Origin of the sequence: Mycobacterium sp. UNC410CL29Cvi84, assembly GCF_000686745.1 — a bacterium.
Classification (GTDB): domain Bacteria; phylum Actinomycetota; class Actinomycetes; order Mycobacteriales; family Mycobacteriaceae; genus Mycobacterium; species Mycobacterium mucogenicum_B.
The window spans coordinates 360,277-385,071 of sequence record NZ_KK366011.1 but is presented as its reverse complement, the minus strand read 5'-3'; the positions used below and the strand labels follow the sequence as shown (position 1 = coordinate 385,071).

Annotated in this window: 27 protein-coding genes and 12 tRNA genes; 24 read left to right on the top strand and 15 right to left on the bottom strand. The window is 66.9% G+C overall.

From position 1 onward, the window contains the following. Position 1 precedes the first annotated feature (1 nt). The 4 genes from BR47_RS0128975 to BR47_RS32890 form a co-directional block, all read right to left on the bottom strand. A complete protein-coding gene (locus BR47_RS0128975) occupies positions 2–742 on the bottom strand; it encodes an SDR family NAD(P)-dependent oxidoreductase (RefSeq protein ID WP_029121616.1) in 741 nt (246 codons plus the stop codon). A gap of 58 nt (positions 743–800) precedes the next feature. After that, positions 801–1,163: a nuclear transport factor 2 family protein gene (locus tag BR47_RS0128970; RefSeq protein ID WP_029121615.1), complete on the bottom strand. Its 363-nt coding sequence runs from the start codon at positions 1,161–1,163 to the stop codon at positions 801–803. Between the two features lie 32 nt (positions 1,164–1,195). After that, positions 1,196–1,624 (bottom strand): MarR family winged helix-turn-helix transcriptional regulator, encoded by a 429-nt coding sequence (locus BR47_RS0128965; protein WP_502685836.1) that lies wholly within the window; start codon positions 1,622–1,624, stop codon positions 1,196–1,198. A gap of 172 nt (positions 1,625–1,796) precedes the next feature. Further along, entirely contained in the window at positions 1,797–1,946 is a 150-nt protein-coding gene (locus BR47_RS32890; protein ID WP_081831433.1) for a DUF1059 domain-containing protein, read from the bottom strand. Positions 1,947–1,979: 33 nt separating this feature from the next. Here BR47_RS32890 and BR47_RS0128955 point away from each other — a divergent pair, with 33 nt between their 5' ends. Next, positions 1,980–2,642 carry a nitroreductase family protein gene (locus BR47_RS0128955; RefSeq protein WP_029121613.1) on the top strand — a complete coding sequence of 221 codons (663 nt, stop codon included), beginning with the start codon at positions 1,980–1,982 and terminating at the stop codon, positions 2,640–2,642. Positions 2,643–2,655: 13 nt separating this feature from the next. Here BR47_RS0128955 and BR47_RS0128950 read toward each other — a convergent pair whose 3' ends face one another. Continuing rightward, positions 2,656–3,234 (bottom strand): HhH-GPD-type base excision DNA repair protein, encoded by a 579-nt coding sequence (locus BR47_RS0128950; RefSeq protein ID WP_029121612.1) that lies wholly within the window; start codon positions 3,232–3,234, stop codon positions 2,656–2,658. Positions 3,235–3,354: 120 nt separating this feature from the next. Between BR47_RS0128950 and BR47_RS0128945 the strand changes: the two genes are divergently transcribed. After that, positions 3,355–3,651 (top strand): hypothetical protein, encoded by a 297-nt coding sequence (locus BR47_RS0128945; RefSeq protein ID WP_020099294.1) that lies wholly within the window; start codon positions 3,355–3,357, stop codon positions 3,649–3,651. 6 nt (positions 3,652–3,657) lie between these two features. Here the strand turns inward: BR47_RS0128945 and BR47_RS0128940 are convergent, their stop codons facing one another. Then, positions 3,658–4,545 (bottom strand): dihydrodipicolinate synthase family protein, encoded by an 888-nt coding sequence (locus tag BR47_RS0128940; protein ID WP_029121611.1) that lies wholly within the window; start codon positions 4,543–4,545, stop codon positions 3,658–3,660. A gap of 24 nt (positions 4,546–4,569) precedes the next feature. Continuing rightward, complete coding sequence (locus BR47_RS0128935) at positions 4,570–5,355, bottom strand: aldolase (RefSeq protein WP_029121610.1); 786 nt, start codon at positions 5,353–5,355, stop codon at positions 4,570–4,572. Between the two features lie 100 nt (positions 5,356–5,455). Between BR47_RS0128935 and BR47_RS0128930 the strand changes: the two genes are divergently transcribed. From BR47_RS0128930 to BR47_RS0128920, 3 genes are read left to right on the top strand one after another with little or no spacing between them, the layout of a single operon-like run. Further along, positions 5,456–5,986: a helix-turn-helix domain-containing protein gene (locus BR47_RS0128930; RefSeq protein ID WP_029121609.1), complete on the top strand. Its 531-nt coding sequence runs from the start codon at positions 5,456–5,458 to the stop codon at positions 5,984–5,986. A gap of 10 nt (positions 5,987–5,996) precedes the next feature. Then, on the top strand, positions 5,997–7,217 hold the full coding sequence (locus BR47_RS0128925) for an MFS transporter (protein WP_051635072.1): 1,221 nt from the start codon (positions 5,997–5,999) through the stop codon (positions 7,215–7,217). A gap of 44 nt (positions 7,218–7,261) precedes the next feature. Continuing rightward, positions 7,262–8,551, top strand: coding sequence for an acyltransferase family protein (locus tag BR47_RS0128920; RefSeq protein WP_029121607.1), 1,290 nt, complete (start codon positions 7,262–7,264; stop codon positions 8,549–8,551). A 147-nt stretch (positions 8,552–8,698) separates the two neighbouring features. On the opposite strand, the gene BR47_RS0128915 is transcribed toward BR47_RS0128920, so the two are convergent. Both BR47_RS0128915 and BR47_RS0128910 read right to left on the bottom strand, forming a co-directional pair. Continuing rightward, positions 8,699–8,887 (bottom strand): DUF5302 domain-containing protein, encoded by a 189-nt coding sequence (locus tag BR47_RS0128915; RefSeq protein ID WP_020099288.1) that lies wholly within the window; start codon positions 8,885–8,887, stop codon positions 8,699–8,701. Between the two features lie 18 nt (positions 8,888–8,905). Further along, a complete protein-coding gene (locus tag BR47_RS0128910) occupies positions 8,906–9,349 on the bottom strand; it encodes a PPOX class F420-dependent oxidoreductase (RefSeq protein ID WP_020099287.1) in 444 nt (147 codons plus the stop codon). Between the two features lie 54 nt (positions 9,350–9,403). Here BR47_RS0128910 and BR47_RS0128905 point away from each other — a divergent pair, with 54 nt between their 5' ends. Together BR47_RS0128905 and BR47_RS0128900 are read left to right on the top strand one after the other, a co-directional pair. Then, positions 9,404–9,928, top strand: coding sequence for a DUF1697 domain-containing protein (locus BR47_RS0128905; protein ID WP_029121606.1), 525 nt, complete (start codon positions 9,404–9,406; stop codon positions 9,926–9,928). 63 nt (positions 9,929–9,991) lie between these two features. Next, positions 9,992–11,263 (top strand): uracil-xanthine permease family protein, encoded by a 1,272-nt coding sequence (locus tag BR47_RS0128900; RefSeq protein WP_029121605.1) that lies wholly within the window; start codon positions 9,992–9,994, stop codon positions 11,261–11,263. Here the strand turns inward: BR47_RS0128900 and BR47_RS0128895 are convergent. Further along, positions 11,236–14,379 (bottom strand): bifunctional cytochrome P450/NADPH--P450 reductase, encoded by a 3,144-nt coding sequence (locus BR47_RS0128895; RefSeq protein WP_029121604.1) that lies wholly within the window; start codon positions 14,377–14,379, stop codon positions 11,236–11,238. The two genes, BR47_RS0128900 and BR47_RS0128895, sit on opposite strands and share 28 nt — an antisense overlap. A 34-nt stretch (positions 14,380–14,413) precedes the next feature. Continuing rightward, a complete protein-coding gene (locus BR47_RS0128890; protein ID WP_029121603.1) occupies positions 14,414–15,919 on the bottom strand; it encodes a flavin-containing monooxygenase in 1,506 nt (501 codons plus the stop codon). 131 nt (positions 15,920–16,050) lie between these two features. Here BR47_RS0128890 and BR47_RS0128885 point away from each other — a divergent pair, with 131 nt between their 5' ends. The 15 genes from BR47_RS0128885 to BR47_RS0128815 all read left to right on the top strand — a co-directional run bounded on the left by BR47_RS0128885 (position 16,051) and on the right by BR47_RS0128815 (position 19,473). Beyond that, positions 16,051–17,247, top strand: coding sequence for a PucR family transcriptional regulator (locus BR47_RS0128885; RefSeq protein ID WP_036427987.1), 1,197 nt, complete (start codon positions 16,051–16,053; stop codon positions 17,245–17,247). 60 nt (positions 17,248–17,307) lie between these two features. After that, complete coding sequence (locus BR47_RS0128880; RefSeq protein ID WP_029121601.1) at positions 17,308–17,571, top strand: hypothetical protein; 264 nt, start codon at positions 17,308–17,310, stop codon at positions 17,569–17,571. 182 nt (positions 17,572–17,753) lie between these two features. After that, positions 17,754–17,843: transfer RNA gene (locus tag BR47_RS0128875), tRNA-Leu, on the top strand. 5 nt (positions 17,844–17,848) lie between these two features. Further along, positions 17,849–17,922, top strand: a tRNA-Leu gene (locus BR47_RS0128870). A gap of 80 nt (positions 17,923–18,002) precedes the next feature. After that, positions 18,003–18,074: transfer RNA gene (locus tag BR47_RS0128860), tRNA-Lys, on the top strand. Between the two features lie 58 nt (positions 18,075–18,132). Then, positions 18,133–18,627: an HNH endonuclease gene (locus tag BR47_RS0128855; protein ID WP_051128364.1), complete on the top strand. Its 495-nt coding sequence runs from the start codon at positions 18,133–18,135 to the stop codon at positions 18,625–18,627. 58 nt (positions 18,628–18,685) lie between these two features. After that, a tRNA-Asn gene (locus BR47_RS0128850) sits at positions 18,686–18,761 on the top strand. Between the two features lies 1 nt (position 18,762). After that, positions 18,763–18,846: transfer RNA gene (locus tag BR47_RS0128845), tRNA-Tyr, on the top strand. Positions 18,847–18,850: 4 nt separating this feature from the next. After that, positions 18,851–18,922, top strand: a tRNA-Gln gene (locus BR47_RS0128840). Between the two features lie 5 nt (positions 18,923–18,927). Then, positions 18,928–19,012 (top strand) — tRNA-Ser (locus BR47_RS33405). Positions 19,013–19,014: 2 nt separating this feature from the next. Beyond that, positions 19,015–19,091: transfer RNA gene (locus BR47_RS0128835), tRNA-His, on the top strand. A gap of 59 nt (positions 19,092–19,150) precedes the next feature. Next, positions 19,151–19,227 (top strand) — tRNA-Ile (locus BR47_RS0128830). Between the two features lies 1 nt (position 19,228). Further along, positions 19,229–19,316: transfer RNA gene (locus tag BR47_RS0128825), tRNA-Ser, on the top strand. A 3-nt stretch (positions 19,317–19,319) separates the two neighbouring features. Next, positions 19,320–19,391 (top strand) — tRNA-Arg (locus BR47_RS0128820). 5 nt (positions 19,392–19,396) lie between these two features. Further along, positions 19,397–19,473: transfer RNA gene (locus BR47_RS0128815), tRNA-Ile, on the top strand. 144 nt (positions 19,474–19,617) lie between these two features. On the opposite strand, the gene BR47_RS0128810 is transcribed toward BR47_RS0128815, so the two are convergent. Further along, positions 19,618–19,980: an Rv1152 family transcriptional regulator gene (locus BR47_RS0128810; RefSeq protein WP_029104729.1), complete on the bottom strand. Its 363-nt coding sequence runs from the start codon at positions 19,978–19,980 to the stop codon at positions 19,618–19,620. A gap of 61 nt (positions 19,981–20,041) precedes the next feature. Here BR47_RS0128810 and BR47_RS0128805 point away from each other — a divergent pair, with 61 nt between their 5' ends. Beyond that, positions 20,042–20,770 (top strand): NAD-dependent deacylase, encoded by a 729-nt coding sequence (locus BR47_RS0128805; RefSeq protein ID WP_020099278.1) that lies wholly within the window; start codon positions 20,042–20,044, stop codon positions 20,768–20,770. On the opposite strand, the gene BR47_RS0128800 is transcribed toward BR47_RS0128805, so the two are convergent. From BR47_RS0128800 to BR47_RS0128790, 3 genes are read right to left on the bottom strand one after another with little or no spacing between them, the layout of a single operon-like run. After that, complete coding sequence (locus BR47_RS0128800) at positions 20,757–21,386, bottom strand: class I SAM-dependent methyltransferase (protein ID WP_029121600.1); 630 nt, start codon at positions 21,384–21,386, stop codon at positions 20,757–20,759. The two genes, BR47_RS0128805 and BR47_RS0128800, sit on opposite strands and share 14 nt — an antisense overlap. Before the next feature lie 2 nt (positions 21,387–21,388). After that, positions 21,389–22,057: a TetR/AcrR family transcriptional regulator gene (locus BR47_RS0128795; protein WP_081633295.1), complete on the bottom strand. Its 669-nt coding sequence runs from the start codon at positions 22,055–22,057 to the stop codon at positions 21,389–21,391. Next, positions 22,054–24,270 carry an MMPL family transporter gene (locus BR47_RS0128790; RefSeq protein ID WP_029121599.1) on the bottom strand — a complete coding sequence of 739 codons (2,217 nt, stop codon included), beginning with the start codon at positions 24,268–24,270 and terminating at the stop codon, positions 22,054–22,056. Before BR47_RS0128790 ends, BR47_RS0128795 begins: the two co-directional genes overlap by 4 nt. Positions 24,271–24,606: 336 nt before the next feature. Between BR47_RS0128790 and BR47_RS34090 the strand changes: the two genes are divergently transcribed. After that, on the top strand, positions 24,607–24,729 hold the full coding sequence (locus BR47_RS34090) for a hypothetical protein (protein ID WP_020099274.1): 123 nt from the start codon (positions 24,607–24,609) through the stop codon (positions 24,727–24,729). The last annotated feature ends 66 nt before the right edge of the window (positions 24,730–24,795 follow it).

Genomic DNA, 24,795 nt, shown 5'->3' with positions numbered 1-24,795 from the left:
GTCAGAGCTGAATCTGGCCACCGTCGACGGGCAATTCGGCACCGGTCATGAAGCTGCTCTGGTCCGAAGCCAGGAACAGCACCGCGGCCGCGATCTCCTCGGGGCGGCCCAACCGCTTCAGCGGTACCTGGGCAGCCAGGCCGTCAAGCAGATCCTGTTTCTGCTCGGCCGGTGCCAAGCCGGTCAGTCCAGGGGTCTCGATCGGGCCCGGGACGACGGTGTTGACCCGGATGTTGCGATCGGCGAGTTCGGCCGCCCACGTGCGACCAAGCGACCGGATGGCAGCTTTGGACGCGGCGTAGAGCCCGAACGCCGGAACACCTTCAGACGCGGCGGTGGAGCCGGCGAGGATGATCGACGCGCCGTCATTGAGCAGCGGCAGCGTCTTCTGCACGGTGAATACCGTGCCGGCCACGTTGCGGTCGAAGTTGTCGCGGTAGTGCTGCGGTGTCACATCGGCGAGGGTGGCGAAGTCGCCGCCGCCGGCATTGGCGAAGACGACGTCGAGCCCCGCGCCGTGCTCGGCGATCGCGGCGGCCAGGACGTCGAGTTCCTCGGGCTTGCTGATGTCGCTCTGGACACCGTGCGCACCGATGGCTGCAGCGGCCTCGTCGAGCCGCGCGCGGTCACGTCCCGTGATGAAGACGTACGCGCCCTCGTCCGCGAGGCGCTTTGCGGTCGCCAGGCCGATGCCCGACGTTCCTCCCGTGACCAGTGCCGTCTTGCCGTCGAGCTGTCCCATGATCGTTGTCCTCACTGTTGTGTGCTGTACGGCAGTCACAACATAGGTGATGTATCACCTATTCCACGGCATTCAGCACGGTCCACAGCCGAACGATACGCTCGTCGACGATCTCTGCGACGTCGAAACCCGATGCCACTGTGACACCGTCCGGCGCGCGAACCTCCCACGCCAGGAAACCCAGACCGCGTGTCTGGCGCACCGGGCCGGCCTTCACGAAGTGCAAGCCGGTCAGCTTTTCCTGCAGCTCAGCCGCCTTGGCATTCAACTGCTCGTGGCCGACGGTGATGCCGTCGTCATCGATCCACGTGACGTCGTCCGAGTAGGTCTCCGCGATCGCGGCGGCACGGAGCTGTGGATCGCGTTCATCGAACACGGCGAGCAGATTGGCTTCCATCAAACGGGCGATAACTTCGCTCATGAGGCTCCTTATAAGTGATTTATCACCTAAAATTAGCCCGGTGCGGGCGGGAGCGAGCTGTTGTGATCGAGGTTGACGTGAATGTGCTCCAGCGCCGCGGTGAACGGTCCGAGCAGGTTCTCCGGCAGCGGATCGAAGAACAGACTCCGCACCAGATCGACGTGCGCGGGTGCGGCTTCGGCGATCGCCCGCCGCCCGGCCACGGTCAGCACAACGTTGGTCGTGCGGCCGTCCTCGGTGCTCGGGCGGCGCTCGGTCAAGCCGCGTTCTTCCATGCGCCGCAATTGATGCGAGAGCCGGCTGCGTTCCCAGCCGATCTGCGCGGCCAGGTCACTGACCCGCAGGCCGCCGCCGTCGTCGCCGCTGAGCGCGACCAGCACGTCGTAGTCGGCGAGCGAGAGCCCCGAGTCGGCTTGCAGCTGCCGGTTCATCTCGTAGTTCATCCGAAGCTGTACCCGCATGTAGGCCACCCAGGCCCGCTGTTGCTTCGGCGTCAGCCAGCCCCGCTCGGGAGTCGGCTCCCCTGCCTTTCTCGGCGTCACGGTCGCCAGTATGACGGCCGGACACGACCCGACTACACAGCAGCGAGCGTGGCTACCCCCCAACGGCAGCCACGCTCGCTTTTTGGGTGGCTCAGTAAGCCATGAAGAGGATCATCTCGCGGTCGTACTCGCGACCGGGGTGCTGCTCGGCGAGGTGGGCCTGGGTCTTCTCGACCAGATCGTCCTCGTCGCTGCCGGAAATCGCCTCGCCGCAGGGGCAATTCAAGTGTGTCTTAGCCATACACATCACCATCCCATACGCATGATGGTCGGTATGGAGATTTACGACGTCATGCGCACGACCGGGGCTGTCCGCAAGTTCAGCGGCGAGCCCCTGCCCGACGAGGTGCTCGAGCGCATCCTCGACAACGCGCGCTTCGCCCCGAGTGGCGGCAACCGTCAGGGTGCGCGGGTGATCGCGGTCCGTGACGTCGAAACCCGCAAGAAGCTGGGCGAGCTGTCCAAGCCCGGCGCCCGGCAGTACATCGCGCAGATCGCCGCCGGCGAAGGACCGTGGAACCCGTTGCAGCCCTGTGGTGTTGACCCCGCGGTCGTCGAGGCCACGCCGGTCCCCGACGGCATGGTCACCGGGACGCTGCTGGGCGCCGAGGTCGTGCTCGTCGTGTGCCTGGATCTCGGTGTGGCGGCGGCGTTCGATCAGCACCTGGATCGCATCGGCGTGATCAGCGGCGCGTCGATCTACCCGTTCGTCTGGGGCATCCTGCTGGCCGCGCGCAACGAGGGCTACGGCGGCGTGCTGACGACCATGGTGGTCGCGCAGGAGCCCAAGGTGCGCGAACTGCTCGGCATCCCCGACAACTACGCCGTGGCGTGCATGCTGCCGCTGGGCAAGCCGGTCAAGCAGGTGACGAAGCTGACCCGGCGTCCGGTTTCGGAGTTCGCCACCCGCGAGCGGTTCGACGGTCCGCCGCTCTGATCGCGTCGAGCGCTCAGGCCTTGGCGGCCTTCGCCGCTGCCTTCATCTGCTTCTTGTAGGCACGAACCTGATCCAGTGAGCCCTTGTCGACGACGTCGGCGACGGACATGTGCGTGCCCTGCTTCCCGTAGTCGCCGGCCGCGGCGCGCCAGCCCTCGGGCGTGACGCCGTACTGCTTGCCGAGCAGCGCCAGGAAGATCTTGGCCTTCTGCTCGCCGAATCCGGGCAGCGCCTTGAGCCGGCGCAGCACCTCTTTACCGTCGGGGTCACCGGTGGTCCACAGGGCCGCGGCGTTACCGTCGTACTCGTCGACGATCACCTGCGACAGGGCCTGCACACGCTTGGCCATGGAGCCCGGAAAGCGGTGCACCGCAGGGGTTTGCGCGAACAGCTCGGCGAACTTGTCAGGGTTGTACTCGGCGATCTCGCGGGCGTCGAGCGAGCCCATCCGGTCCTCGAGCTTCTTCGGTCCGGCGAACGCGACTTCCATCGGAATCTGCTGATCCAAGAGCATCCCGACCAGCAGTGCGAACGGGTTGGACTCCAGCAGTGCGTCGGCGGACGGCTCCTGAACCAGCTGCAGCTTCGACATCACGTCAGTCTAGGACTCTGGTGAGCGCACCCCGATTACGACGGTTCGTAGTTTCTGCGTCGGCGCGATATGCGAACGTGTAAGCCGATAACCGGTGGACATGCCTGTAGGGGGACGGACATGAGACGTACAGTCGCGGCATTTTTCGCGGCGGTGGCTGCCGCAGTGGCGCTGGCCGGCGCGGCCAGCGCCATACCCGACCAGGGCACGCCGGAATTCGACCAGTACCTGCAGGGCCTGGAGCGCAACGGCTACAACCTCAACCCCGACACCGCCTGGCGCGTGGCGCACCAGGCGTGCATCGGCGGCATCCCCGGCTACATCAATCTCGAACTGGCCGCACAGGGCGTCATCGGGCCCGGCGCGCAGCAGCGCGTGATGGACGTGGCCCGCAAGTACGCCTGCCCGGTTCAGTAACCGCACTCACGCACTGGCCAGCAGGCCTTTGAGTTCGGCGCGGCCGTCCTCGTCGAGCGGCAACAGCGGCGGACGCGGATCACCGGCATTGCGCCCCAGCAGATCCAGCCCGGCTTTGACGGTCGTCGGCAGACCACCGGCGACGATGAAGCGCAGCAGCGGCGCGAGTTCGTCGTAGATCTCCTGGGCACGCACCCGATCACCGTTGCGCACCGCGTCGTACAGCTCGACGCAGGGCCGCGGGCGCAGATTCGGTGCGGCCGTGCACCATCCGGACGCACCGGCGAGTAGCGCGTCGAGCACCAATGGATTGCTTCCGTTGTAGAACGGCAGCGCCCCGCCGGAGAGCTCCTTGATGCGCAGCATCCGGGTCAGGTCGCCCGTCGATTCCTTGACCATGCGCACGTTGTCGATGTCGTTGAACATCCGCACCAGCAGTTCCGGCGCCATGTCGATGCCGCTGGTGGCGGGGTTGTTGTAGACCATGATCGGCAGGTCGACGGCGGCCGAGATGCTGGCGTAGTGCTGGAAAATCTCGCGCTCGTTCAGCTTCCAGTACGAGATCGGCAGCACCATCACCGCGTCGGCGCCGGCCTGCTGCGCGTACCGCGCGCGCCGAATGGTGTTGGCAGTGGTCAGGTCTGAGGCCCCGACGATGACGGGGACGCGGCCGGCGACGGTACGGACCGTGGTGTCGACGACGGCGTCGAACTCGTCCTCGGTGAGGTACGCCGATTCGCCGGTGCTGCCCAGCGGAGCGATGGCGTGCGCGCCGGTGCTGATGAGTTGTTCGACGACGGCGACCAGTGTCTCGGTGTCGACGGAGCCGCCGTCAGCGGTGAACGGGGTGATCGGGTAGGCGATGATGCCGTGAATCCTGGGTGTCTCGGTCATGGGTCAGGTCCTTTCCAGAGTTGGTCAGTGGTCGAGGGCGTCGGGGTGGCGCACCAGGGCACGGCGCGCGTAGTAGGCGAAGTTGGCGACGCTGCGTTTGGGCGTCAGCGTCCAGTCATGGGCCTCGCGGGCCAGCCGGTCGGGCAGCGGAGCGATGGTGCCGGCAGCCATGGCGGCCAGCTGGAGCTTGGCGCCGCGTTCGATGAGCATGGCCAGTGAGCAGGCTTCCTCGACGCTGGCGCCGGCGACGACCTGACCGTGGTGGGCCAGCAGGATCGCCTTCTTGTCCCCCAGCGCACCGGAGATGATCTCGCCTTCCTCGTTGCCGACGGGCACGCCCGGCCAGTCCGCCAGGAAGGCGCAGTCGTCGTACAGCGGCGCGATGTCCATCTGCGACACGACCAGGGGCACTTCGAGCATCGAGAGCGCCGCGACGTGGAACGGGTGCGTGTGCACGATGCAGTTCACATCTGGCCGGGCGCGGTAGATCCAGGAGTGAAAACGGTTGGCAGGGTTCGCCATTCCACCGCCGTCGAGGACGTTGAGATCTTCGTCGACGAGCAGCAGGTTGCCCGCGGTGATCTCGTCGAAGCCCAGCCCGAGCCGCTGCGTGTAGTACGTGCCGGGCTCCTCGGCGCGGGCGGTGATCTGCCCGGCCAGGCCCGAATCGTGGCCGGCATCGAACAGCGCCCGGCAGGTCAGCGCCAGCTTCTCGCGGACCGTCAGGTCGGACTCCGCGATATGGCGGTTCAGCCCGTCTTCGGCGCGCTGCATCAGTTCAATCTTGGAATCGTGCATGGTGTCGGTCATCGGAACCTCCCTCAGCCTCGGTGCGTGGCCGCACCTCAATGACACATTGCCGACCATAGGACACAAAGTGTCATGCAGTCAATGCGGTATCCTCATCGTCGTGAGTGGCCTGTTGCGTGCGGTGCGCCAGCAACGCGGGATGACGCTGGAGGAGCTGGCAGCCGGCACCGGGTTGACCAAGAGCTACCTGTCCAAGGTCGAGCGCGGCCAGAGCGTGCCGTCGATCGCCGCCGCGCTCAAAATCTCCCGGACCCTCGATGTCGATGTGGCACAACTCTTTTCCGATGACCCCGACGTCACCACCTTCGCCGTCGAGCGCGCGGCCGACCGCGGCACCGCCCGCAACCACGCGATCGCGGCGGGCATGCTCGGGAAAGCCATGTCGCCATTCGTCGTCCGCCCGGGCCGGCAGTTCACCGCCCATGTCCATCCGACGCATCCCGGTCAGGAGTTCGTGTTCGTGCACTCCGGGACCGTCGAACTCAACTACGACGGCCGCCTCGTCGAGCTGTCCACAGGTGACTGCGCCTACTTCGACGCGGCCACGCAGCACAAGCTCCGCCAGGTCGGCGACGAGACCGCCGAGGTGATCGTCGTGACGTCTCCCGCACCACCGCGCACCGTCCGATGAGCGCCACGGAATGCCAGCGGGTCTTGCCCGTGTTGCCTTACCCGTGCTCCAGACTCGAACCGTGACCTCGCGCCTTGGTTTTCCGCTGCTGGCCTACGCCTTCGCCGCCATCATGCTGGGCACCACGCTGCCGACGCCGATCTACGCGCTGTACGCCCACGAACTGCACTTCGCGGTCCTGACGACGACGGTCATCTTCTCGGCCTACGCCATCGGCGTGCTGGCCGCGCTGCTGCTGTTCGGCCGGTGGTCCGACGCCGTCGGCCGGCGTCCGGTGCTGATCGCGGGTGCGGTGGCCGCCATCGCGAGCGCCGTCGTCTTCCTCTATGCCGACAGCGTGCCGTTGCTGCTGGTGGGACGCCTGCTGTCCGGGTTGTCGGCGGGCATCTTCACCGGTACCGCGACGGCCGCCGTCGTCGAGTCCGTGCCGGAGGACCGGCGCGAGCAGGCCGCGGCCGGCGCCACCATCGCCAACATCGGCGGACTGGGCGCCGGGCCCGTCGTGGCCGGCCTGCTGGTGCAGTACGCGCCGCACCCGCTGCAACTGCCGTTCCTCGTGCACATCGTGCTGGCCGTGCTGGCCATCGCCGCGGTGTGGCTGGTCCCCGAAACGTCGAACCGCACCGGCCGAATCGGTTTCCAGCGGCTGTCGGTCCCCGCCGAGGTCCGGGCCACCTTCGTCCTCGCGGCCACTGCCGCCTTCGCCGGATTCGCGGTGATGGGCCTGTTCACGGCGGTGGCACCGTCGTTCGTCAGCAGCGTCATCGGCATCGACAACCACGCCGTCGGCGGTGCTGTCGCGGCATCGATCTTCGCCGCCTCCGCCGCCGCGCAACTGGCCGGGCGGCGCCTGCATCCCCCGCGGGCCGTCGCGCTGGGCTGCGCGATCCTGGTCGCGGGGATGGCGATTCTGGCTGTGGCCCTGCAATTTTCATCGCTGGCCGGCCTGCTGGTCGCCGCTGTCGTGGCCGGCATCGGGCAGGGCATCAGCTTCAGCCGGGGCTTGGCGGCCGTCGTGGAAGGCACCGCGACCGAGCGTCGCGCCGAAGTCAGTTCGACGTACTTCGTCGTGGCCTACGTGGCCATCTCGCTGCCGGTTGTCAGCCTGGGCTTCGCCGCGCAGCGGTGGGGTCTGCAGGCGGCCGGGGTCAGCTTCGCCGTCATCATCGCGGTCCTGGCAGCCGTCTGCCTGGCCGCCGTTCTCTGGCAGGAACGCCGCAGGTCAGCCTGATTTGAGTAGCAATACCTAGGGGTCGGGCCCTTACGTTCAAAGGCATGACCACCCGCGTCTTTCCTTCTGCTGCCGAGATCGCGCAGCGCACGCCGGCCGACCGTGACCGCGCCATCGACGTCATCCGCATCGTGTCGCTGGTCGGCGTCGTCGCCGGGCACACGATCATGGCGACCAGCATCATCGACGACGCGGTCTTCCGCTGGGGCAACCTGCTGACCACGTCCGTGGTGTTCCAGGCTCTGACCTGGGTGTTCCAGATCATGCCGCTGTTCTTCTTCGCCGGCGTCGCGGCCTCGGTCGGCTCGTACGGGAGCGGGACGAGCTGGGGCGGATGGCTGCTCAAGCGCTGCACCCGGCTGTACCGGCCGGTGTTCTACTACCTGGCCTTCTGGGCCGCGGCGTTGCTGATCCTCAAGCCGCTGCTGCCGATCCACGTCTACGAACCCGTCGCCGGCATCAGCACGCAGCTGTTGTGGTTCCTGGGTGCCTACGTGCTGGTGCTGGCCGCGGTGCCGCTGCTGGCGCGCATCACGACCCTCGGCCGGCTCATCGCCTCGGTGGCCGGCACCTACGCCCTGGTCGCGCTCGTAGACGCCATCCGCATCAACGACCACGCCTGGGCCGCGCTGGGCTACCTGAACTTCGTGGTGTGGCTCATCCCCGGCATGCTCGGGGTGGCGTATCGCCGTGGGCTGCTGACCACCACGGCCGCCCTGCGTGTGGGCCTCGGGATGCTGGCGGTCAACGTGGCGCTGGTCTGGATCGGCCCGTATGAGCTGAGCCTCGTCGGCATCGAGACGCAGCACATCAAGAACATGACGCCGCCGTCGCTGCTGCTGGCCGGCCACGCAATCATGATGTGCGCGTTCGCGATTGCGGCCGCCCCGGCCATCAGCCGCTGGGCCGCCCGACCGCAGGTGTGGCGCCTCGCGGTGATCGGCAACACCGGCGCCATGACGCTGTACCTGTGGCACATGCCCGCCCTGCTCGGCATGCACCTGGCCTTCGACCTCGCGGGCCTGCCCCGCTACCCCGGCCAGCCGCATTTCCTGGTCTTGAGCGTCTACCAGATGACGATCATGACGGCGCTGGTCGCCGGGCTGTTCCTGTTCCTGCGCCCGCTGGAGAACAACCCGCTGCCGCTGTGGGACGGCGGCCGGGTCTCGGCACCGGGTTGGCGCAGCGCGACCGTCGGCACACTGTTGGTCATCGCCGGCGCCGCCACCCTGGCGTCAGTCGGCTGGGGCCTGAAAGACACCGGCCTGCAGTGTGTTTCGGTGATGCTGGCGGCGCTGCTCGCGGCTCGGCTGCTGGCCCGACAAACGGCGTGACCGATGCCCATGCGGCGCCGGGGCACCGCTCTGAGATGGCCGACATGACTTCGGAACTCGATATCACTGGCGATACCGGGTTCCGAAGTCGTATGGGTCAAGACAGCCGGTGACTGCAGTGACGGCTGCGAACACCGTCACCCGGTACTATCCGCTCTTACGACGGAACTCCCGGCGCCCACCGCCGACCGCGCCGTGCGACTTCGATTGCTTGGCCCCGCCGTCCCGGTGGGCGGTGCCGCCGGCGGAACCGGCCTTCTTACGCTCGAGCGCCTCGCGGAACTTGCGCTTGGTCTCGTCGGACGATGCTGAACCTTCGGCGGAGTTCTCGGCCATGCACGCAGACTAGCGCGTTCAGCGCACGCCCGGAGGCAGCCCGTACAAGTGAGTGATGGGCATGGTGAGTAGGACCCGGCGGTCGGCCACCATCGCCCGGCGATAGTCGTCCCAGTCCGGGTGTTCGCCGGAGATGTTGCGGTACAAGGTAATCAGGCCTTCGACGGTGTCGTCGTCGGGTGCCGCGGCGGGCGGGCTCAGCACCGCGTCCCCCTCGGCCACCGCGTACGCCCACCCGTCGTCGGATCGGACGTAGATCGACGCCCGGGCGTCGCGCCGCAGATTGCGCGTCTTGGCCCGGGGTTCGGTGACCGACACCCCGATGGTGACGGCCCGTGGGTCGAAGTAATAGGACACGTTCGACAACTGCGGTCGACCGTCGCGCTTGATGGTGGCCAGTACGCCCAGCGAATTGTCGCTGATCAGCGCGAGCAGCTTGTCTTCGAAGACCTGACGGGTCATGGGACCCAGCGTACGGGGCAACTGCCTACCATTGGGTGTCATGACGGAGTTCGTATGACGCGCTACGCGGTGTTTCTGCGCGGCGTCAACGTCGGCGGCGTGAATCTGAAGATGGCGGAGGTCGCCGCCGCCTTCCGCGAGGCCGGCTTCGACGACGTCAAGACGCTGCTCGCCAGTGGCAACGTGGTGTTGTCCAGCGCCGCGAAGGCGGCGACGGTGCGCACGAAAGCCGAAGCGGCGCTTCGGGAATCGTTTGGCTACGACGCCTGGGTGCTGGTGTACCCCATCGAGGAACTCCGGACCATCTCGGCGGACTACCCCTTCGAGCGTGAGGTCGACGGCCACCATTCCTACATCACATTCGTCAGTGACCCCGCTGTCCTGGACGAGCTGGCGGCGCTCGAACCGGTGGGCAACGAATTGATCAGCCGCGGTCACGGTGTCGTGTATTGGCAGGTGGCGCGCGGCGACACCCTGAGCAGTGCGATCAGCAAAACCATGGGCAAGAAGCGCTACAAGTCGTCGACCACCACGCGCAATCTGCGGACGGTCGAGAAAGTGCTGGCTGCAGGCGGCTAGTTCATCCCGGTCCAAAGGCGGTGACAGACAGCGAAAGTGAACCCGGTCGGGCAGTATGGCCGGATGATTCCGCTCTCCTGGACGCCGGTCGGACCGGACGCCGCCGTCGTCGGCCCCGATGAACGGCTCAGCTGGCCCCGCACCATCGGTATCGGTGCCCAGCATGTGGTGGCGATGTTCGGCGCCACCTTCCTGGTGCCGGTGCTGACCGGTTTCCCGCCGGCCACGACGCTCTTGTTCTCCGGCATCGGGACGATCGCGTTCCTCCTGATTACCGGAAACCGACTGCCGAGCTATCTCGGCTCGAGCTTCTCGGTGATCGCACCGGTGACCGCCGCGACCGCGGCACACGGAACCGGCAGCGCGCTGGGCGGTCTGATCGCCGTGGGCCTGCTGCTGATCCTGGTCGGCGGGGTGGTGCATCTGGTGGGCACGCACTGGCTGGATGTGACGCTGCCGCCGGTGGTCACCGGCGCGATCGTCGCGCTGATCGGTTTCAATCTGGCGCCGGCGGCGAAACACAATTTCGAGAAGGGGCCGCTGGTCGGGCTGGTGACGCTGGTGCTGTTGGTCGCGACCCTGGCGTTCTTCCGCGGCATCATCGGCCGGCTGGCGATCTTCCTGGCCGTGGTCATCGGCTACCTGCTGGCGCTGGCGCTCGGCGATGTGGACACCGCGGCGATCGCCGCCGCGCCGTGGATCGGGTTACCCGAATTCCACGGTCCGTCATTCAGTCTGGCGGTCCTGCCGATGTTCCTGCCGGCGGTGATCGCGCTGATCGCCGAGAACATCGGGCACGTGAAGTCGGTGGGCCAGATGACCGGGAAGGATCTGGATCCACTGATGGGCCGGGCGCTGGCGGCCGACGGCGTGGCCACCGTGCTGGCCGGCGCGGGCGGTGGCTCGGCCACCACCACCTACGCCGAGAACATCGGAGTGATGGCCGCGACGCGCATCTATTCGACCGCCGCGTACTGGGTGGCTGCCGCCGTGGCCGTCGCACTGTCGTTGTGCCCCAAGGTCGGTGCCGCTATCTCCGCGATCCCGCCCGGCGTGCTCGGCGGGGCGACCATCGTGCTCTACGGTCTGGTCGGCATCCTCGGGGTGCGAATCTGGCTGACCAACCACGTGGACTTCTCCCAGCCGATCAACCAGATGACCGCCGCCATCCCGCTGATCATCGGCATCGCCGATTTCACCTGGCAGGCCGGGCCGTTGACGTTCACCGGCATCGCGCTCGGATCCGTTGCCGCGCTGGTGATCTACCACAGCATGCGTGGGCTGACCGCCCTTCGCGGCAGGACGGGTCAGCCGGCCCAGACGTCCTCGACGTAACGGTCGGTGTTGACCAGTCCGGCCAGCCAGGCGCGAGCGGCGTCGTCGTCGGCGCCGGTCTTGCTGCGGTAGATGTCCTGGAACGCCGCGCGTACCGCGGGGGCCATCCGGGCGCCGTCGCCGCATACATAGACGTGGGTGTCGTTGTCCGGGTTTCCGAGCATGTCCCAGACCTCGTCGGCGTCCGCGGCGATCCGGTCCTGCACATACTTGACCTCATCACCGGCCCGCGAGAACGCCGGGCGCATCCGCACGACGCCGAGACGTTCGGCGTCCTCGGCCTCGTCGCGGAACAGGTAGTCCACGTCGGGGTGCCGCACGCCGAAGAAGCACAGCGCGGCGGTGAACGGCTCCCCGGCTTCCAATGCGCCGAGCCGGTCTCCGATGAATCCCCGGAACGGGGCCACACCCGTCCCGGCGCTGACCAGGATGACGTTGCGCATCGGATCGGCACCGGCACGGAAGGCCTGCCGAGCCGGATCGACCCGCATCCGGATCTGCTGTCCCGGAACGGCACCCGCGAGATAGCTGGATGAGACGCCACGGAAGACACCGGAGCCCGACCGGGCCGGCCCTTCCAGCACCCCGACGACCAACTCGACTTCCCGGACCCGGCGGCGAGACGAGGTGGCGATCGAATAGTGCCGCGGGGACATGGGTTCGAAGAGCTCCAACAACTCTTGGCGGCTCAGCTTGGTGGCCGGGAACTCTGCCAGGCAATCGGTGATGCTCAACGCGCGGGCCTCGGGGTCGTCGGCCAGGGCGGTCAACGCGGCACGTTCCGGTGGACACGGGTTGGCGGCCGCGAGCCGCAGCAGCTGACTGCGGGTCGCCGGCTTGCGGAGTTCGAGGAAGTGCGTAAGCAGTTCGCGCACAGTGACTTCCCGGTCAATCGGGATGGCCCGCCGCGTACTGCGCCGTGGATTGATCGAGATGCGGCGATCCAGGCGCAGGTCCAGCAGCTCACCGACCTCGTCCACCAGGGCGGGGCTGTTGTCCGGCAATACGGTCAGGTGGTCGCCGGTCTGGTAGTCGACGCCGTCGGGCAGCGCGATCCGGATCAGCCTCTTGTCCTGTCCGAATTCGGACCCGGTGTCCACCAACGGAATGTTGTCCAGCACCGTCGCCGGCTGGACTTGATGGCGGGCATCGATCGCGGCCGTGACCGGCCCGTCGATGGCACGCAGATCGTAGAGCGACTCGTCGGCCACAGGCTCGTCGGCGACGAGGGCGCCGAAGACACCGCCGAGCGCATTCCACAGTGCGACCGAGAAATCCTCCACCACACCGGCGAAGTCGCCCGAAGTATCGGCTTCGGCCATCGGAATCAGTTGTGTGGCACCGAGTTCCGCGAGCCGGGCGTCGATCCGTCGTGGTATCGCCATGTACGTCTCGGCCCAGTTGCGATCTCCGACACCGAGAACCGCGTACGGCACCGCCGGTACTTGATCCGTCGATCCATCCAGCCAGTCCACGAAGGCCCGGGCATCGTCGGTCGGCATCCCGTTGTACGACGCCGCGACGATCACCACGGCGCCCTGGTCCGGCAGTGCCGCGGTTGCGGAATCCAGTGCGGCGACGGTCGTTTCGTAGCCGAGGTCGACGGCCTCATCGCCGAGTTGCTGCGCCAACGACCGGCAGTTTCCGAGGTTCGAACCATGCAGCACAAGCAGTTTCGTGCCGGGCGGCACCGCCGCACGGGACTGCGTCACCGGCGCGGCCGCGACGGCCGCCGGAGCCTGCCGCCGCTCCTCCGGGGTTCGGCGGACGAGCCGCACGTGAAAGCCCTCCGGCTTGCGCAACACGTCGCTGTGAGTTCGCAAGGTGTAGTGCCCGACGTCGACGAACCGGTAGCGGTGCACCAGGGTCGCGATCGCCATGGTCGCTTCGTGCAGCGCGAACTGGCGGCCGATGCACGACCGCGCGCCGGTGCCGAACGGCTTGAACAGGTTGACCGGTCGCTGCCCGGCCCGTTCAGGCCCGAACCGGTCCGGATCGAAGATCTCGACGTTGTCGCCCCACTCTGGTTGCCGATGTAGCGACGACGTCAGCACCGTCACGGCTTCACCCTGCCGCACCGGGTACTGGCCTCCGATGACGGTGTCTGCCAAGGCCATTCGATCGAATTCCCGCACCGGCGGGGACAGACGCAGCGCTTCGTCGATGATCTGGCGGATGTAGGTGAGCTTGCCGATCTCGTCGAACGCCGGCACATGGTCGTCGTCGGGGCCGAACACCGCGTCCGCCTCGGCTTGCGCCCGGTGCAGCACCGCCGGGTTCTTGACGATGCTGTACAGCGCCGTCGGCATCAGGATCGACGTCGTGTCCTGGCCGGCGACCAGGAACGTGGCGATCTGGTTGCGGATGCTGTTGTCGTCCAGGATCGGCTTGCCGTCCGGACCGGGCTGCAGCATCAGGGCCAGGAGGTCGTCGAGGTCCACCTCCCCCGCGCGATGCCGGCCGATGAGGTCGGTGATGAAGCTGAACAGCTTGCCGCGCTCGGTCTCGAACACCGCCTGGTCGGCGTTGGGTCCGAGCAGGACCTGGTTCAGCGTGGCCGCGAAACTCGCTGGGATGTCGGCGAGCCCTTCGTGCTGGTAGGAGTCGAAGCGGGCCCCGAAGCCGGCCAGGCCGACGGTGTCCATGGCCAGCTTGGCGAGGTCCCCCGCGACGTCGACGGTGCGGGTGCCGACGGCCGCGTCCCACTGCGCGAGGAGCTGCCGGTTGATGTCCAGCATGGCCGGGTGGTAGCTGCGCAGGCCGCTGAAGCTGAAGCCGGGGATCAGGACGTCGTGGGCTTCCTGCCAGCCTTCCTCGCCGGGGTAGGCGGTGAAGAGTCCGTTGCCGACCACGGGACGGAACCGGGCCAACCGGCCCGTCAGCGCTTTGGTGAACCGGGTCTCGTCGCAGAGCTCGTCGACCAGGGCCAGCGAGCACGCATAGAGCCGCCTGCCGGGCCCGAGGTCGGCGTAGAACAGCGGGCCGTACTGCTCGGTGAGCAGATCCAGCGGCAACGAATACGGCCGCCCGGGCACCGGCCCGGGCGGCAACTCGACACCGACAGCCGAAGGGACACCGGGAATCTCGGGCGGCACCGCTGGCGAGAAGCTCTCCATTCACGCCAGCGTAAACGGCCGCCCTGAGTGCCGATCAGGAAACCGGCACGACCTCCCGGGTTTTCGTGGGTGCGACGGCCGAGAACCGCAGGTTCGGGTCCGTGACTGCGCCGTGCCTCAGCACCTCGCGGTCGAAGTTGTAGTTCATCGACATCACCCAGGGGCCTTCCGCGCCCTGCCGGGGCAGGGTGTCTGCCACCCGCTGCACGTATCCCGCCGCGAAGTCCAGCAGGGGCTTGGTCTCCATGCCCGCATCGTCGAACTCCGGCCGGACGCTGTCGAATCCGTTTTCGTCCATGTGGCGCAGCAGTCGGCAGAAGTGCTCGCACAGCAGGCCGACCTTGAGTGTCCACGACGAGTTGGTGTAGCCGAAGGCGAAGGCGAAATTCGGCACACCCGACAGCATGATGCCCTTGTAGGCGACGGTGTCAGACGGCCTCACCGCCCGCCCGTCGACGGTCAGCGTCATCCCGCCGAACATCTGGACGTTCAAACCCGTTGCGGTGACGATGATGTCGGCGTCCAGGTGCTGTCCGGACTCCAGCTCGATGCCGGTCTCGGTGAAGGTCGCGATCCGGTCGGTGACCACCGTGGCCTTGCCGCTGCCGATCGCCTTGAACAAGTCGGCGTCGGGCACCGTGCACAGGCGCTGATCCCACGGCTTGTAGTCGGGGCTGAAGTGGGTGTCGACGGGGTAGCCCGCGGGCAGCTCGCGGGCGTTGGTCCAGCGGATCACCCGCCGGGCGGCGGCCGGGTACTTCTGGCACAGGGTGTACACCGCGCGCTGCCGAATGACGTTTTTCCGCCGGGCCAACGCGTAGCCCCGGTCGGCGCCGAGCACGCGGCCGGCCACGTTGGCGAAGGCGTCCTTGGACGGGACGGGAAGGATGTAGGTCGGCGAACGCTGCAACATGGTGACGTGCGCGGCCTTGGCCGCCATCGACGGCACCAGCGTCACCGCGGTCGCGCCGCTGCCGATGATGACGACCTTCTTGCCGGTGTAATCCAGGTCTTCGGGCCAGTGCTGTGGGTGTACGACCTGGCCGGTGAACCGGTCGCGACCCGGGAACTGCGGCGTGAAGCCCTTGTCGTAGCGGTAGTAGCCACCGGCGCAGAACAGCCAGTTGGCGGAGATTTGCACCAGCTCGTCGGTGTCGGTGCGCTCGACGTCGACGAGCCACCGCGCGGTGGTGCTGTCCCACGCGGCGCCTAGCACCTTGTGGTGGAACCGGATGTTGCGGTCAATGTTGTTCTCGCGGACCGTCTCGCGCAGGTAGGCGAGGATCTTGTCGGCGGAGGCGATGGCATCCTCGTCGCGCCACGGCTTGAACTCGTAACCAAAGGTGTGCAGGTCGGAGTCGGAGCGAATGCCGGGGTACCGGAACAGGTCCCAGGTGCCGCCGGTCGCGCCGCGGGATTCCAGGATGGTGTACGACCGCCCGGGATGTTCCTGCTGCAGGTAGTAGGCGGCGCCGATGCCGGAGATGCCGGCGCCGACGATCAGCACGTCGACCTGCGTTGTGTTGGCGGTGTGCTCCATTGCGAACTCCCTGTTGGCGGTGATGGGCGTGGCAATAATGGTGGCGCGCGGCGAGCCCCGACTGAAGGTCAAAACATCTCAGTTTTTGCTGCCTGCGGTGCAGAATGCACCACAGGCGATACGCTCAGCCCATGGACGGGGCGCAGCCATCACCGCAGGTACGGGACCTGATTCGACAGTGCGCCCAGGTGGTCGTCAATGCCCCTGCAGCATGGCTCGAAGAACTCGACCGCGCCGTGCTGGGCGCCAATCCGGCCATCGCGTCCGATCCCGAGCTGGCCGGGGCCGTCAGCCGGAGCAACCGCTCGAACCTGTTGTTCTGGGGTGCGGCCAACGTGCGCGATCCCGGCGCACCGGTACCGCCCAACGCCGGCGCCGAGCCGATGAGCGTCGCCAGAGAAATGGTCCGTCGCGGCGTCGACTCGTACACCTTGGACGCCTACCGGGTCGGCGAAGGTGTGGCATGGCGACGCCTGATGGACATCGCCTTCGAACTGACCTCCGACCCCGTCGACCTGCACGCGATGCTCGACGTCTGCTCACAGTCGATCAGCGACTTCATCGAGGCCACCCTGGCGGCCATCGCCGCCCAGATCGAACTCGAGCGCGACGAGCTCACGCGCGGTAGCCACGCCGAGCGGCGTGCGACGGTCGCACTGCTCCTTGAAGGCGCCCCGATCCCCCGTCAACGCGCCGAAAGCCGGCTGGCTTACGGACTCGGCGGCACCCACACCGCCGCCGTCATCTGGACCAACAACCCGAACGGCGACCTGTCCCAATTGGACCGGGCCGCTGAGGCTTTCGGGCAAGCAGCTGGCGCCCGACCACTCAGCGTCCTGGCCAGTAGCGCCACGCGGTGGGTGTGGGCACCCGGCGCCGTCGACGTCGACGCCGTGGCGTCAGCCGCCGGCCCCGAAGTGCGCGTCGCGATCGGTTCGACCGGCGCCGGGGTCGACGGGTTCCGGCGCAGCCACATCGACGCCATCACCACCCAGCAGATGATGGCGCGGCTGCACTCGCCCCAGCAGATCGCCGAGTACACCGATATCGAACTCGTGGCACTGCTCACCGCGGACGCCGACCGCGCGGCGGTGTTCGTCAAACGCGTCCTCGGTGAGCTCGAGACCGCGAGTCCCGAATTGCGTTCCGCGGTGCGCGCGTTCGTCCGCGAGCAGTGCAACGTGTCCCGCGCCGCGGCCAAGCTCTTCACGCATCGCAACACCTTGCTGCGCCGGCTGGCCCGTGCCGACGAACTGCTGCCGCGCCCCCTCGCCGACAACAGCGTCGAAGTCGGCGTCGCGCTCGACGTGTTGCACTGGCGCGGTTGAGGTTTCACCGCCGGAAATAACCACTCGGTTTTGTCGCCCGGCGCTGTTACCGTTGATTCCATGGCTTTTCTGCATGACGACCAGCTCGCCGAGGTGTCTTCGACGCCGACGGCGGCTTTGTCGTACGCAGGCACCGTCAGCTCCATAGCCCGGCACGAATCGAGTGAGCAGAGCAGCATCCTCTGGCAGCCCATGCGCTTCCGGTCATTCCGCCGTACTTCCGCCGCGCATACCGGCGTGCGCGGCGGCCGGAAGCTCGGGCCAGAAGACAACTCTCACAAATTCCACAATCTTGCAGTTTTCGCTGGCAGGAACGTCGCCTGACGTTCCTGTAGTTCAGTGCACCCAATTACGTTGCACGGCAACAAATTATCGGCAATTTTTCCCTGGACAGCATCGGGTTCGGTGCGCATCATTGATCACACGCCGGATCGATCCGGACATGCAGTGCGGTACGAATCAACCTGCACTGTAAGAACTTTGAGAACTCCATAGTGTTGGCATTCGCGCTCGTGGCGAAAACTTCGGCAGACGCGCCCGGCTCAAACCCGGGTGCCGGTAGCCCCGGCGTGCAGGTTCAAGTCCTGCCGAGCGCACGCATGCCCCGCTGGCCCAACTGGAAGAGGCACTGGATTTAGGTTCCAGGTGTTGGGGGTTCGACTCCCTCGCGGGGCACAACGGGTCGCTGGTGAAAACGTGTATCACTCTTGGCTTTTACCCATGAATTCCGGGTTCGAGCCCCGGGCGACCCACATGCGCCGTTAGCTGAGTTGGGATAGCACCAGACTCTTAATCTGGAGACGGGGGATCGAAACCCTCACGGCGTACGTTGCTTTCACCGCCAACCACTTGTCCGCAAGATCAATCAGAAAGGAGGCACGCGGCATGAGGCATTTCCGACAACACAAGGCCAGTCACCGGGCCGTGGCGGTGTACAACGCCGACTACCGCGTGCTGACCCACGTGACCTGGCAGGAGGCGGTCCGGCTGCTGCTGCGCGGTTCGGTCTACGTGATCGAACGCCACAGCCCGGCCGTGCATGTACACAGCCCCTCTACCGTGATCGAGCTGCCCGCATCCGTCGCGCTGCATCAGTACGTCCATGTGCCGTACCGGCCGCACAACCGGGTCACCCGTGACGGCGTCCTGGCTCGCGACGGCTACACCTGCGGCTATTGCGGTGGCCATGGCGACACGGTGGATCACATCGAGCCGGTGTCGCGAGGCGGGCAAGACACCTGGCTGAACCTCATTGCGGCGTGCGCGCCGTGCAACGGTCGCAAGAGTGACCGCACGCCGGAGGAAGCCGGGATGCGATTGCTCTGGGAGCCCTACGAACCTCGCGATCGGGATCGCTACCGAGTCCCCGAGTTGGTTTGAAACCCGTTGGGCGGGGCGGGAGGTCCGTCACCTCTCGCCTCGCCACGACGAAACACGTTGCCCCGTAGCTCAACTGGCAGAGCAGCTCCCTGTTACGGAGTAGGTTGCAGGTTCGACTCCTGCCGGGGTAGCCAAGCGTGCGCGGCGACGCGGGAGTGTCGCACCTGGCTGTAAACCAGAGGCCTTCAAGCACAGGGGGTTCGAATCCCTCCGCACGCACCCATGACCCGTGGTGTAACCGGTAGCACTGCTGATTTTGGTTCAGCCGGTTCAGGTTCGAATCCTGGCGGGTCAGCTTCAGGAAGACAGCGCGCCGTGGTGGCGCATCCCGTTTCGAAAACGGGCGCGGGGTGAAAGCCCTGGGGTTCGACTCCTCTGTCTTCCGCTGTGTGCGATGCCGAAGCGGTCGAGGCCCCAGGTTGTGATCCTGGGCAAAGCGGGTTCGAGTCCCGTCGCACACCCCAACTTCGACAACGCCTCGGATTGCAGTCACCCACTGACTTAATCCGCGGCACTAACCCAATGTCCGGTAGCTCAACTGGTCAGAGCGCCGCCCTGATACGGCGGAGGCAGGTGGTTCAAGCCCATCCCGGACAACCACGGAGGCGTGGCAGAACGGTAATGCAGCGGCTTGCTAAGCCGTGGCCGCTGTCCAGCGGTTGTGGGTTCGACTCCCGCCGCCTCCGCCAAATGCCCCTGTAGCTCAACGGAAGAGCACCTGCTTTCGACGCAGATGGCTGGGAGTTCGAATCTCTCCAGGGGCGCGCATGCGCAGGTAGCTCAGTTGGTCAGAGCGCCGTCCTTATAAGACGGATGCCGCGGGTTCAATCCCCGTCCTGCGCACCACCCTCCGGCGGCAGTGCCAGGTCAAAGCCGTCACCAAGTGCTGACAATGTCACGTTTTGCGACAGCTCCCAGCGCGCACCCATGGGAAAGCCCCGCAGCGGTCGAGCGTGCACATTCGGCAGCCCAGACGGATGCTCGCCACGCCTACTCGAACGCCGCGTCCAGATACCGCAGTGCATCGGCTTTCAGCACGCCCAACGCCCGGGCGGTGTCGGCGAAGGCATTGGCCGCGTCCACCATCGCGGCGGCAGCGGGGTCGGCAGCCGCGACGAAAGTCCCTGACCGACCCCGCGTTTCGAGGACGCCGGCGGTCTCGAGCTCGCGGTAGGCCCGGGCGACGGTATTGGCCGCCATTCCCAGCGTGCCGGCCAGGTCACGGACGGTGGGCAGCCGAGTTCCGGCAGGCAGCCGGCCATCGCGAATGGCGTCGATGATCTGCAGCCTCAGCTGGTCGAACAACGGCCCCGCGTGCGGGTCGAGGCGGACCCACTCACCGAAATCGGTCACCAGCCGAGTATGACCGATGACGAGGTGGCCCAGATCACCCAAGACCCGATAACGTGGTCCAATGCGGGTGACGGTGTTCAGCGGTGCGGGGATGTCCGCCGACAGTGGCGTGCCGACCTTCCGGGACGCCGAGACCGGCCTGTGGGCCAATACCGACCCCTACGAGATCTCGAGTTCGGACGCCTGGCGCCGCCACCCCGAGCGGGTGTTCGCCTGGTATCTGTGGCGCCACCACATGATGGGCAACGTGGCCCCCAACGACGGGCACCGGGCTGTTGCCGCGTGGCAGGACTACACCGAGGTCGACATCGTCACCCAGAACATCGACAACCTGCACGAGCGCGCGGGCAGCACGCGGGTCCACCATCTGCACGGCAGCTTGTTCCAGTTCCATTGCGACAGTTGCAAAGCCAACTTCGAAGGCACGCTGCCAGAGATGCCCGAGCCGGCCATCACGGTCGAGCCGCCCGAGTGCTACTGCGGCGGCCTGGTGCGGCCCAATGTGGTGTGGTTCGGCGAGAACCTGCCCTCCGACGCCTGGAACAACTCGGTCGCGGCGGTCAGCGGGGCCGACCTGGTGATCACCGTGGGCACGTCGTCGGTGGTGTACCCGGCGGCATCCCTACCGGAAGCCGCTGTCCAGCAGGGCATTCCGGTGATCGAGGTGAACCCCAAGCCGACACCGTTCTCCGATCTGGCCACGGTGTCCCTGCGCGAGACGGCGGCCAACGCGCTGCCGACCCTCTTGCAGCGATTGCCCGACCTGCTGTCGACGATCAAGCAGGCCTGACGGCCCGACCCAACGCCACCTCCGACAGCGGCACCCAGCCCGGCAGCATCAGTACGCGACGGGCATCCGAAACCTCGAATCCCGCGCCGACGATGCTCTGCTCGGTTTCCCGATGTGCGTGACAGTTGCCCGAAATCTTGGGCCAGAACGTCGAATCCAGGAATCGCTGTACCCGGCCCCGCACCCCGCCGCTGGCGACGTGCTCGAAGTAGCGCAGTTCGCCACCGGGCTTGAGCCGTGAATACATCTGCCGCAGCACGCTTTCCGGCTCGTCGACCGAGCACAGCACCAGGGAGCACACCACGGCGTCGAAAAGATCGTCGCCGTCGAAGTTCTCGACGGTCTCGGTGCGGACCGTCACCGGCACCGGCGCGGTGAGCGCGGCCTTGCGGGCCAGCGGTGCCAGCCGGACCTCCGGCTCGACGGCCACCACCTCGGTCACGGTGTCCGGGTAGAAGGCGAAGTTGGTTCCCGTTCCGGCACCGATCTCCAGCACCCGGCCGCGGAGTCCGGCCAGATTCTCCTGCCGCAGCCTGGTCATGAACTTGCGCTCGCGCGACGACATCGCGATCCACATGCGGGCGAAGAACGGATTGTCCACCGAGGTATCGGTCATCGTCAGGAACCTTTCAGTCGCTCGACCAGCTGTTGCGGCGTCGTATCCGATCCGCCCAGTCCTCTCACCATGCCACCGAGGCACGCGGCGCTGAGCACCCGGTCGGCGAACTCCTCGGGATCACCGAACGGCAGATACGGCCGCGAGATGAACAACGCCGCAAGCCCGTGCGCCACTGTCCACAACCCGAGCGCCGCCAACGTGACGTCGCCGAGCGGATAGCCACCCTCGTCCATCAGGGCCTGCACCGAATCCCGCATGTGCACGAACGCCGCGGTGTTCAGGGCCTGGTCCACGTCGCTGTCGGGATGTCCCTCGGACATCATGGCGATCCGGTAGAGCTCGGGGTTCTGGCGGGCGAAGCGGACGTACGCCAGCCCTTGCGCGCGCAACCGGTCGATCGTCGTCGGTTGCTCGGCGGCCACCTGCTGCATCACGTCGTCCAGCCGCTCGAAGTACCGACCGCACACCGCGTCCAACAGGGTGTCCTTGTCAGCGAAATGGAGGTAGATCGATGGCGGGGTTACGCCCACCCGCTGCGCGACGGACCGGATGGACACCGCCTTCTCCTGGTTCGATTCCAGGAGAATTTCGGTTGCCGCGTCCAGGATTTCGTCGCGCAGCTGGTCTCCGGACCCGCGCGGCGCACGACGGCGTTTGGCCGCCGTCATCGCGCGCTGCATGCCGACGGCTCGGGCGCCGATTCACTGATGCCGATGCGTTTGTGCAGCCGGGCCAGCGGCGCCGGCGCCCACCAGTTCCACCGCCCCATCAGATGCATGAACGCCGGTACCAGCACGGTCCGCACGAGGGTGGCATCGACCAGGACGGCGATGGTCAGGCCGAGCCCGAACATCCGCATGAACGACACTTCCGCGGCGATGAGCGCGCCGAACGAAATCGACATCACGAGCGCCGCCGCGGTGATGACGCGGCCGGTGTGGGCCAGGCCAAGGGCGACGCTCTCGTCGTTGTCCTGTTCGACGAGCCAGAACTCACGGATGCGGGCAACCAGGAACACCTCATAGTCCATCGACAACCCGAACGCGATGCAGAACAGCAGCACCGGCATGTTCGACGCCAGCGTCCCCGTCGCCGTGGTGCCGAGCGCGCCGAGGTGACCGTCCTGGAAGATCCAGACCAGCGCGCCGAATGCCGCGGTGAGCGAAAGAACATTGAGCACAACGGCTTTCACTGGCAGGACCACACTGCCGGTGAGCAGGAACAACAACCCGAGCGTGATGACGGCGATGACGGCCAGCACCCACGGCAACCGGTCGGTGACGGCCTGCACGCTGTCGTGACTGATCTGCGCGACACCCGCCAGCTGCACCAGTCGCCCGTCCGGTCCCCGAACGGCATGCACCGCATCGAGCTGCGCCTGAGACGCATCCGAGAACAGCGGCGCGCTGCTGCCGATCGTCAGGAAGGCGCTGCCGTCGACGATCGCGGCGCCGGGACCGGCCGGCCCCACTTTCCGGCCGCCGACGAAAGTGCCGGTGGGAGAGGTCACTTCGGTGACGGCAGTGACGCGCGAGAGGTTGGCGGCGTACGTGTCGAAGGCTGCCGGGCTCAGCCCGGCGGCGTCGGGAATGACGGCCGTGATGTCGGTGGCGGAGTTGTTGGCGAAGTCGTTGCGCAGCTGGTCCCCCAGCTGGTGCGCCGATGCCGTGGTCGGCAGCACGCGCTCGTCGGGGAATCCCCATTTCGCGCCGAGGAACGGCGCACCCAGCACCAGCAGCAGCGCGACGACGGCGAGGCTCGCCGAGACCGAGCGGCGCATCACGGCTTTGGCGGCGCGGTACCAGAACAACTCCTGCACGGGTTTGGGCGTGGTGTCACGCCGGAACAGGTGCGGCAGGCTGAGGGCGTCGAGCCGGTCGCCGAGCAGCCAGATGGCGGCCGGGGTGACGATCACCGCGGCCGCGGCGGCGAACGCGACCGTCGCGATGCCGGCGTAGGCGATGGACGTCAGGAAGTACATCGGGAACATCAGCATCGCGGCCATCGAGAGCCCGACCGTCGTCGCCGAGAACAGCACGGTGCGGCCCGCGGTGATCATGGTGCGGATCAGCGCCCGGTCCCGGGGTTGCCCTTCGGCCACCTCGTCGCGGTAGCGGCTGATGATCAGCAATGTGTAGTCGATGGCGAGGGCCAGGCCGAGGGCGGTGGCCACGTTCAGCGCGAACACCGACACGTCGGTGAAGAAGGTGATGGTGCGCAGCACCGCGAGCGTGCCGGTCATCGCCAATCCGCCGACCAGGATCGGCAGCGCGGCGGCGACCAGTCCCCCGAACACCCACACCAGCACCAGGAAGCTGAGCGGCACCGCGATGGACTCCATCAGCAGCAGGTCATGTTCGGTCTGGGTGTTGATCTGGGAGTAGATGATCGCGCCGCCACCGGCCTTGACGGTGACGCCGGGCCGGTCGTGGACGACCTGGTCGGCGAGCTCCTGGGCGTATCTCTGCGCGTTGTTCTCGCCGCCGTTCATGCCGGCGACGATCAGACCGGACTTGCCGTCCTTGCTGATGAGTTCTCCGGCCACGGCCGGTGGCACGGTCCAGGCCGAGGACACATAGGCGACATGCGGCGAAGCCTTCAAGTGGTCGACGATGTCGCGGGCGGCAGCCGAGGCAGCCGGCCCGTGCACCCCGTCAGGCGCGGTGAGGGTAACCAGCATCGGCATGTCGCCCTGGTGAAACTTGGTGGCCAGCAGCCGGCTCGCTTGCGACGACTCGGACTTCGGGTCTTGGAAACCGCCCGCGGGCAGGGTCTTGACGACCGGGACGCCAAAGATCGCCGAGGCGATCAGGACCAGCCCCGCCACCGCCAGGATTCTCTTCGGCGCGGCGATGGCCAGCAACGCGATGCGGTTCAGCATGCAGTCCCCTTCTGCTAACACCGCTAAGTTATCGCCGATAACTCAGGCTTGTCAATGATCGCTCACCCTGGTCACGAGATTTATTGACGTCTGGTTCACGCCGCCGACCAGCCGTTACCGAAGTAACCGTCGTCATGTTTGCTACTGGCCAGTGAACCAACGCGCGATCAGGAGCTCTGTCAGCGCATCAAGATCACCTGCGACCTTGCGGAATGTGAGCTACCCACGGGTCACTTAGGGGTCGGAGTAGGCCAACCTACCCAGCGGTAAGAATTGCCAACGTTTTCCGAATCGTGACTCAATGATTTCTTAATAGCGACCCATAGCCTCATAGACATGTGGATCGACGACACCAACGCAGATGTCATCAAAGTAGATTTCGATGCCCTGTACCACGGGGACGTCCTGATCGAGGGTGACACGTCCGAGCAGTTCCCCGACCTCGCCGAGGCTGTCTGATTCCGCGGGTTCACCCGCGAGTCTGACGCCGCGCCGAGGCGCGACGCCCGTGCACTGAAATCGCGT

Excerpts from the sequence above, each read along its gene's own strand:
- BR47_RS0128950 (WP_029121612.1), bottom strand. The coding sequence starts at position 3,234 with ATGTCGAAGCTGCAGCTGGTTCAGGAGCCGTCCGCCGACGCACTGCTG.
- BR47_RS0128925 (WP_051635072.1), top strand. The coding sequence starts at position 5,997 with ATGCCAGCGGGTCTTGCCCGTGTTGCCTTACCCGTGCTCCAGACTCGA.
- BR47_RS0128910 (WP_020099287.1), bottom strand. The coding sequence starts at position 9,349 with ATGACCCGTCAGGTCTTCGAAGACAAGCTGCTCGCGCTGATCAGCGAC.
- BR47_RS0128880 (WP_029121601.1), top strand. The coding sequence starts at position 17,308 with ATGGCTTTTCTGCATGACGACCAGCTCGCCGAGGTGTCTTCGACGCCG.
- BR47_RS0128970 (WP_029121615.1), bottom strand. The coding sequence starts at position 1,163 with ATGAGCGAAGTTATCGCCCGTTTGATGGAAGCCAATCTGCTCGCCGTG.
- BR47_RS0128790 (WP_029121599.1), bottom strand. The coding sequence starts at position 24,270 with ATGCTGAACCGCATCGCGTTGCTGGCCATCGCCGCGCCGAAGAGAATC.
- BR47_RS0128965 (WP_502685836.1), bottom strand. The coding sequence starts at position 1,624 with ATGCGGGTACAGCTTCGGATGAACTACGAGATGAACCGGCAGCTGCAA.
- BR47_RS0128920 (WP_029121607.1), top strand. The coding sequence starts at position 7,262 with ATGACCACCCGCGTCTTTCCTTCTGCTGCCGAGATCGCGCAGCGCACG.
- BR47_RS0128955 (WP_029121613.1), top strand. The coding sequence starts at position 1,980 with ATGGAGATTTACGACGTCATGCGCACGACCGGGGCTGTCCGCAAGTTC.
- BR47_RS0128975 (WP_029121616.1), bottom strand. The coding sequence starts at position 742 with ATGGGACAGCTCGACGGCAAGACGGCACTGGTCACGGGAGGAACGTCG.
- BR47_RS0128900 (WP_029121605.1), top strand. The coding sequence starts at position 9,992 with ATGATTCCGCTCTCCTGGACGCCGGTCGGACCGGACGCCGCCGTCGTC.
- BR47_RS0128795 (WP_081633295.1), bottom strand. The coding sequence starts at position 22,057 with ATGACGGCGGCCAAACGCCGTCGTGCGCCGCGCGGGTCCGGAGACCAG.
- BR47_RS34090 (WP_020099274.1), top strand. The coding sequence starts at position 24,607 with ATGTGGATCGACGACACCAACGCAGATGTCATCAAAGTAGATTTCGAT.
- BR47_RS0128895 (WP_029121604.1), bottom strand. The coding sequence starts at position 14,379 with ATGGAGAGCTTCTCGCCAGCGGTGCCGCCCGAGATTCCCGGTGTCCCT.
- BR47_RS0128915 (WP_020099288.1), bottom strand. The coding sequence starts at position 8,887 with ATGGCCGAGAACTCCGCCGAAGGTTCAGCATCGTCCGACGAGACCAAG.
- BR47_RS32890 (WP_081831433.1), bottom strand. The coding sequence starts at position 1,946 with ATGGCTAAGACACACTTGAATTGCCCCTGCGGCGAGGCGATTTCCGGC.
- BR47_RS0128945 (WP_020099294.1), top strand. The coding sequence starts at position 3,355 with ATGAGACGTACAGTCGCGGCATTTTTCGCGGCGGTGGCTGCCGCAGTG.
- BR47_RS0128885 (WP_036427987.1), top strand. The coding sequence starts at position 16,051 with ATGGACGGGGCGCAGCCATCACCGCAGGTACGGGACCTGATTCGACAG.
- BR47_RS0128855 (WP_051128364.1), top strand. The coding sequence starts at position 18,133 with ATGAGGCATTTCCGACAACACAAGGCCAGTCACCGGGCCGTGGCGGTG.
- BR47_RS0128935 (WP_029121610.1), bottom strand. The coding sequence starts at position 5,355 with ATGACCGACACCATGCACGATTCCAAGATTGAACTGATGCAGCGCGCC.
- BR47_RS0128940 (WP_029121611.1), bottom strand. The coding sequence starts at position 4,545 with ATGACCGAGACACCCAGGATTCACGGCATCATCGCCTACCCGATCACC.
- BR47_RS0128800 (WP_029121600.1), bottom strand. The coding sequence starts at position 21,386 with ATGACCGATACCTCGGTGGACAATCCGTTCTTCGCCCGCATGTGGATC.
- BR47_RS0128890 (WP_029121603.1), bottom strand. The coding sequence starts at position 15,919 with ATGGAGCACACCGCCAACACAACGCAGGTCGACGTGCTGATCGTCGGC.
- BR47_RS0128805 (WP_020099278.1), top strand. The coding sequence starts at position 20,042 with ATGCGGGTGACGGTGTTCAGCGGTGCGGGGATGTCCGCCGACAGTGGC.
- BR47_RS0128905 (WP_029121606.1), top strand. The coding sequence starts at position 9,404 with ATGACGCGCTACGCGGTGTTTCTGCGCGGCGTCAACGTCGGCGGCGTG.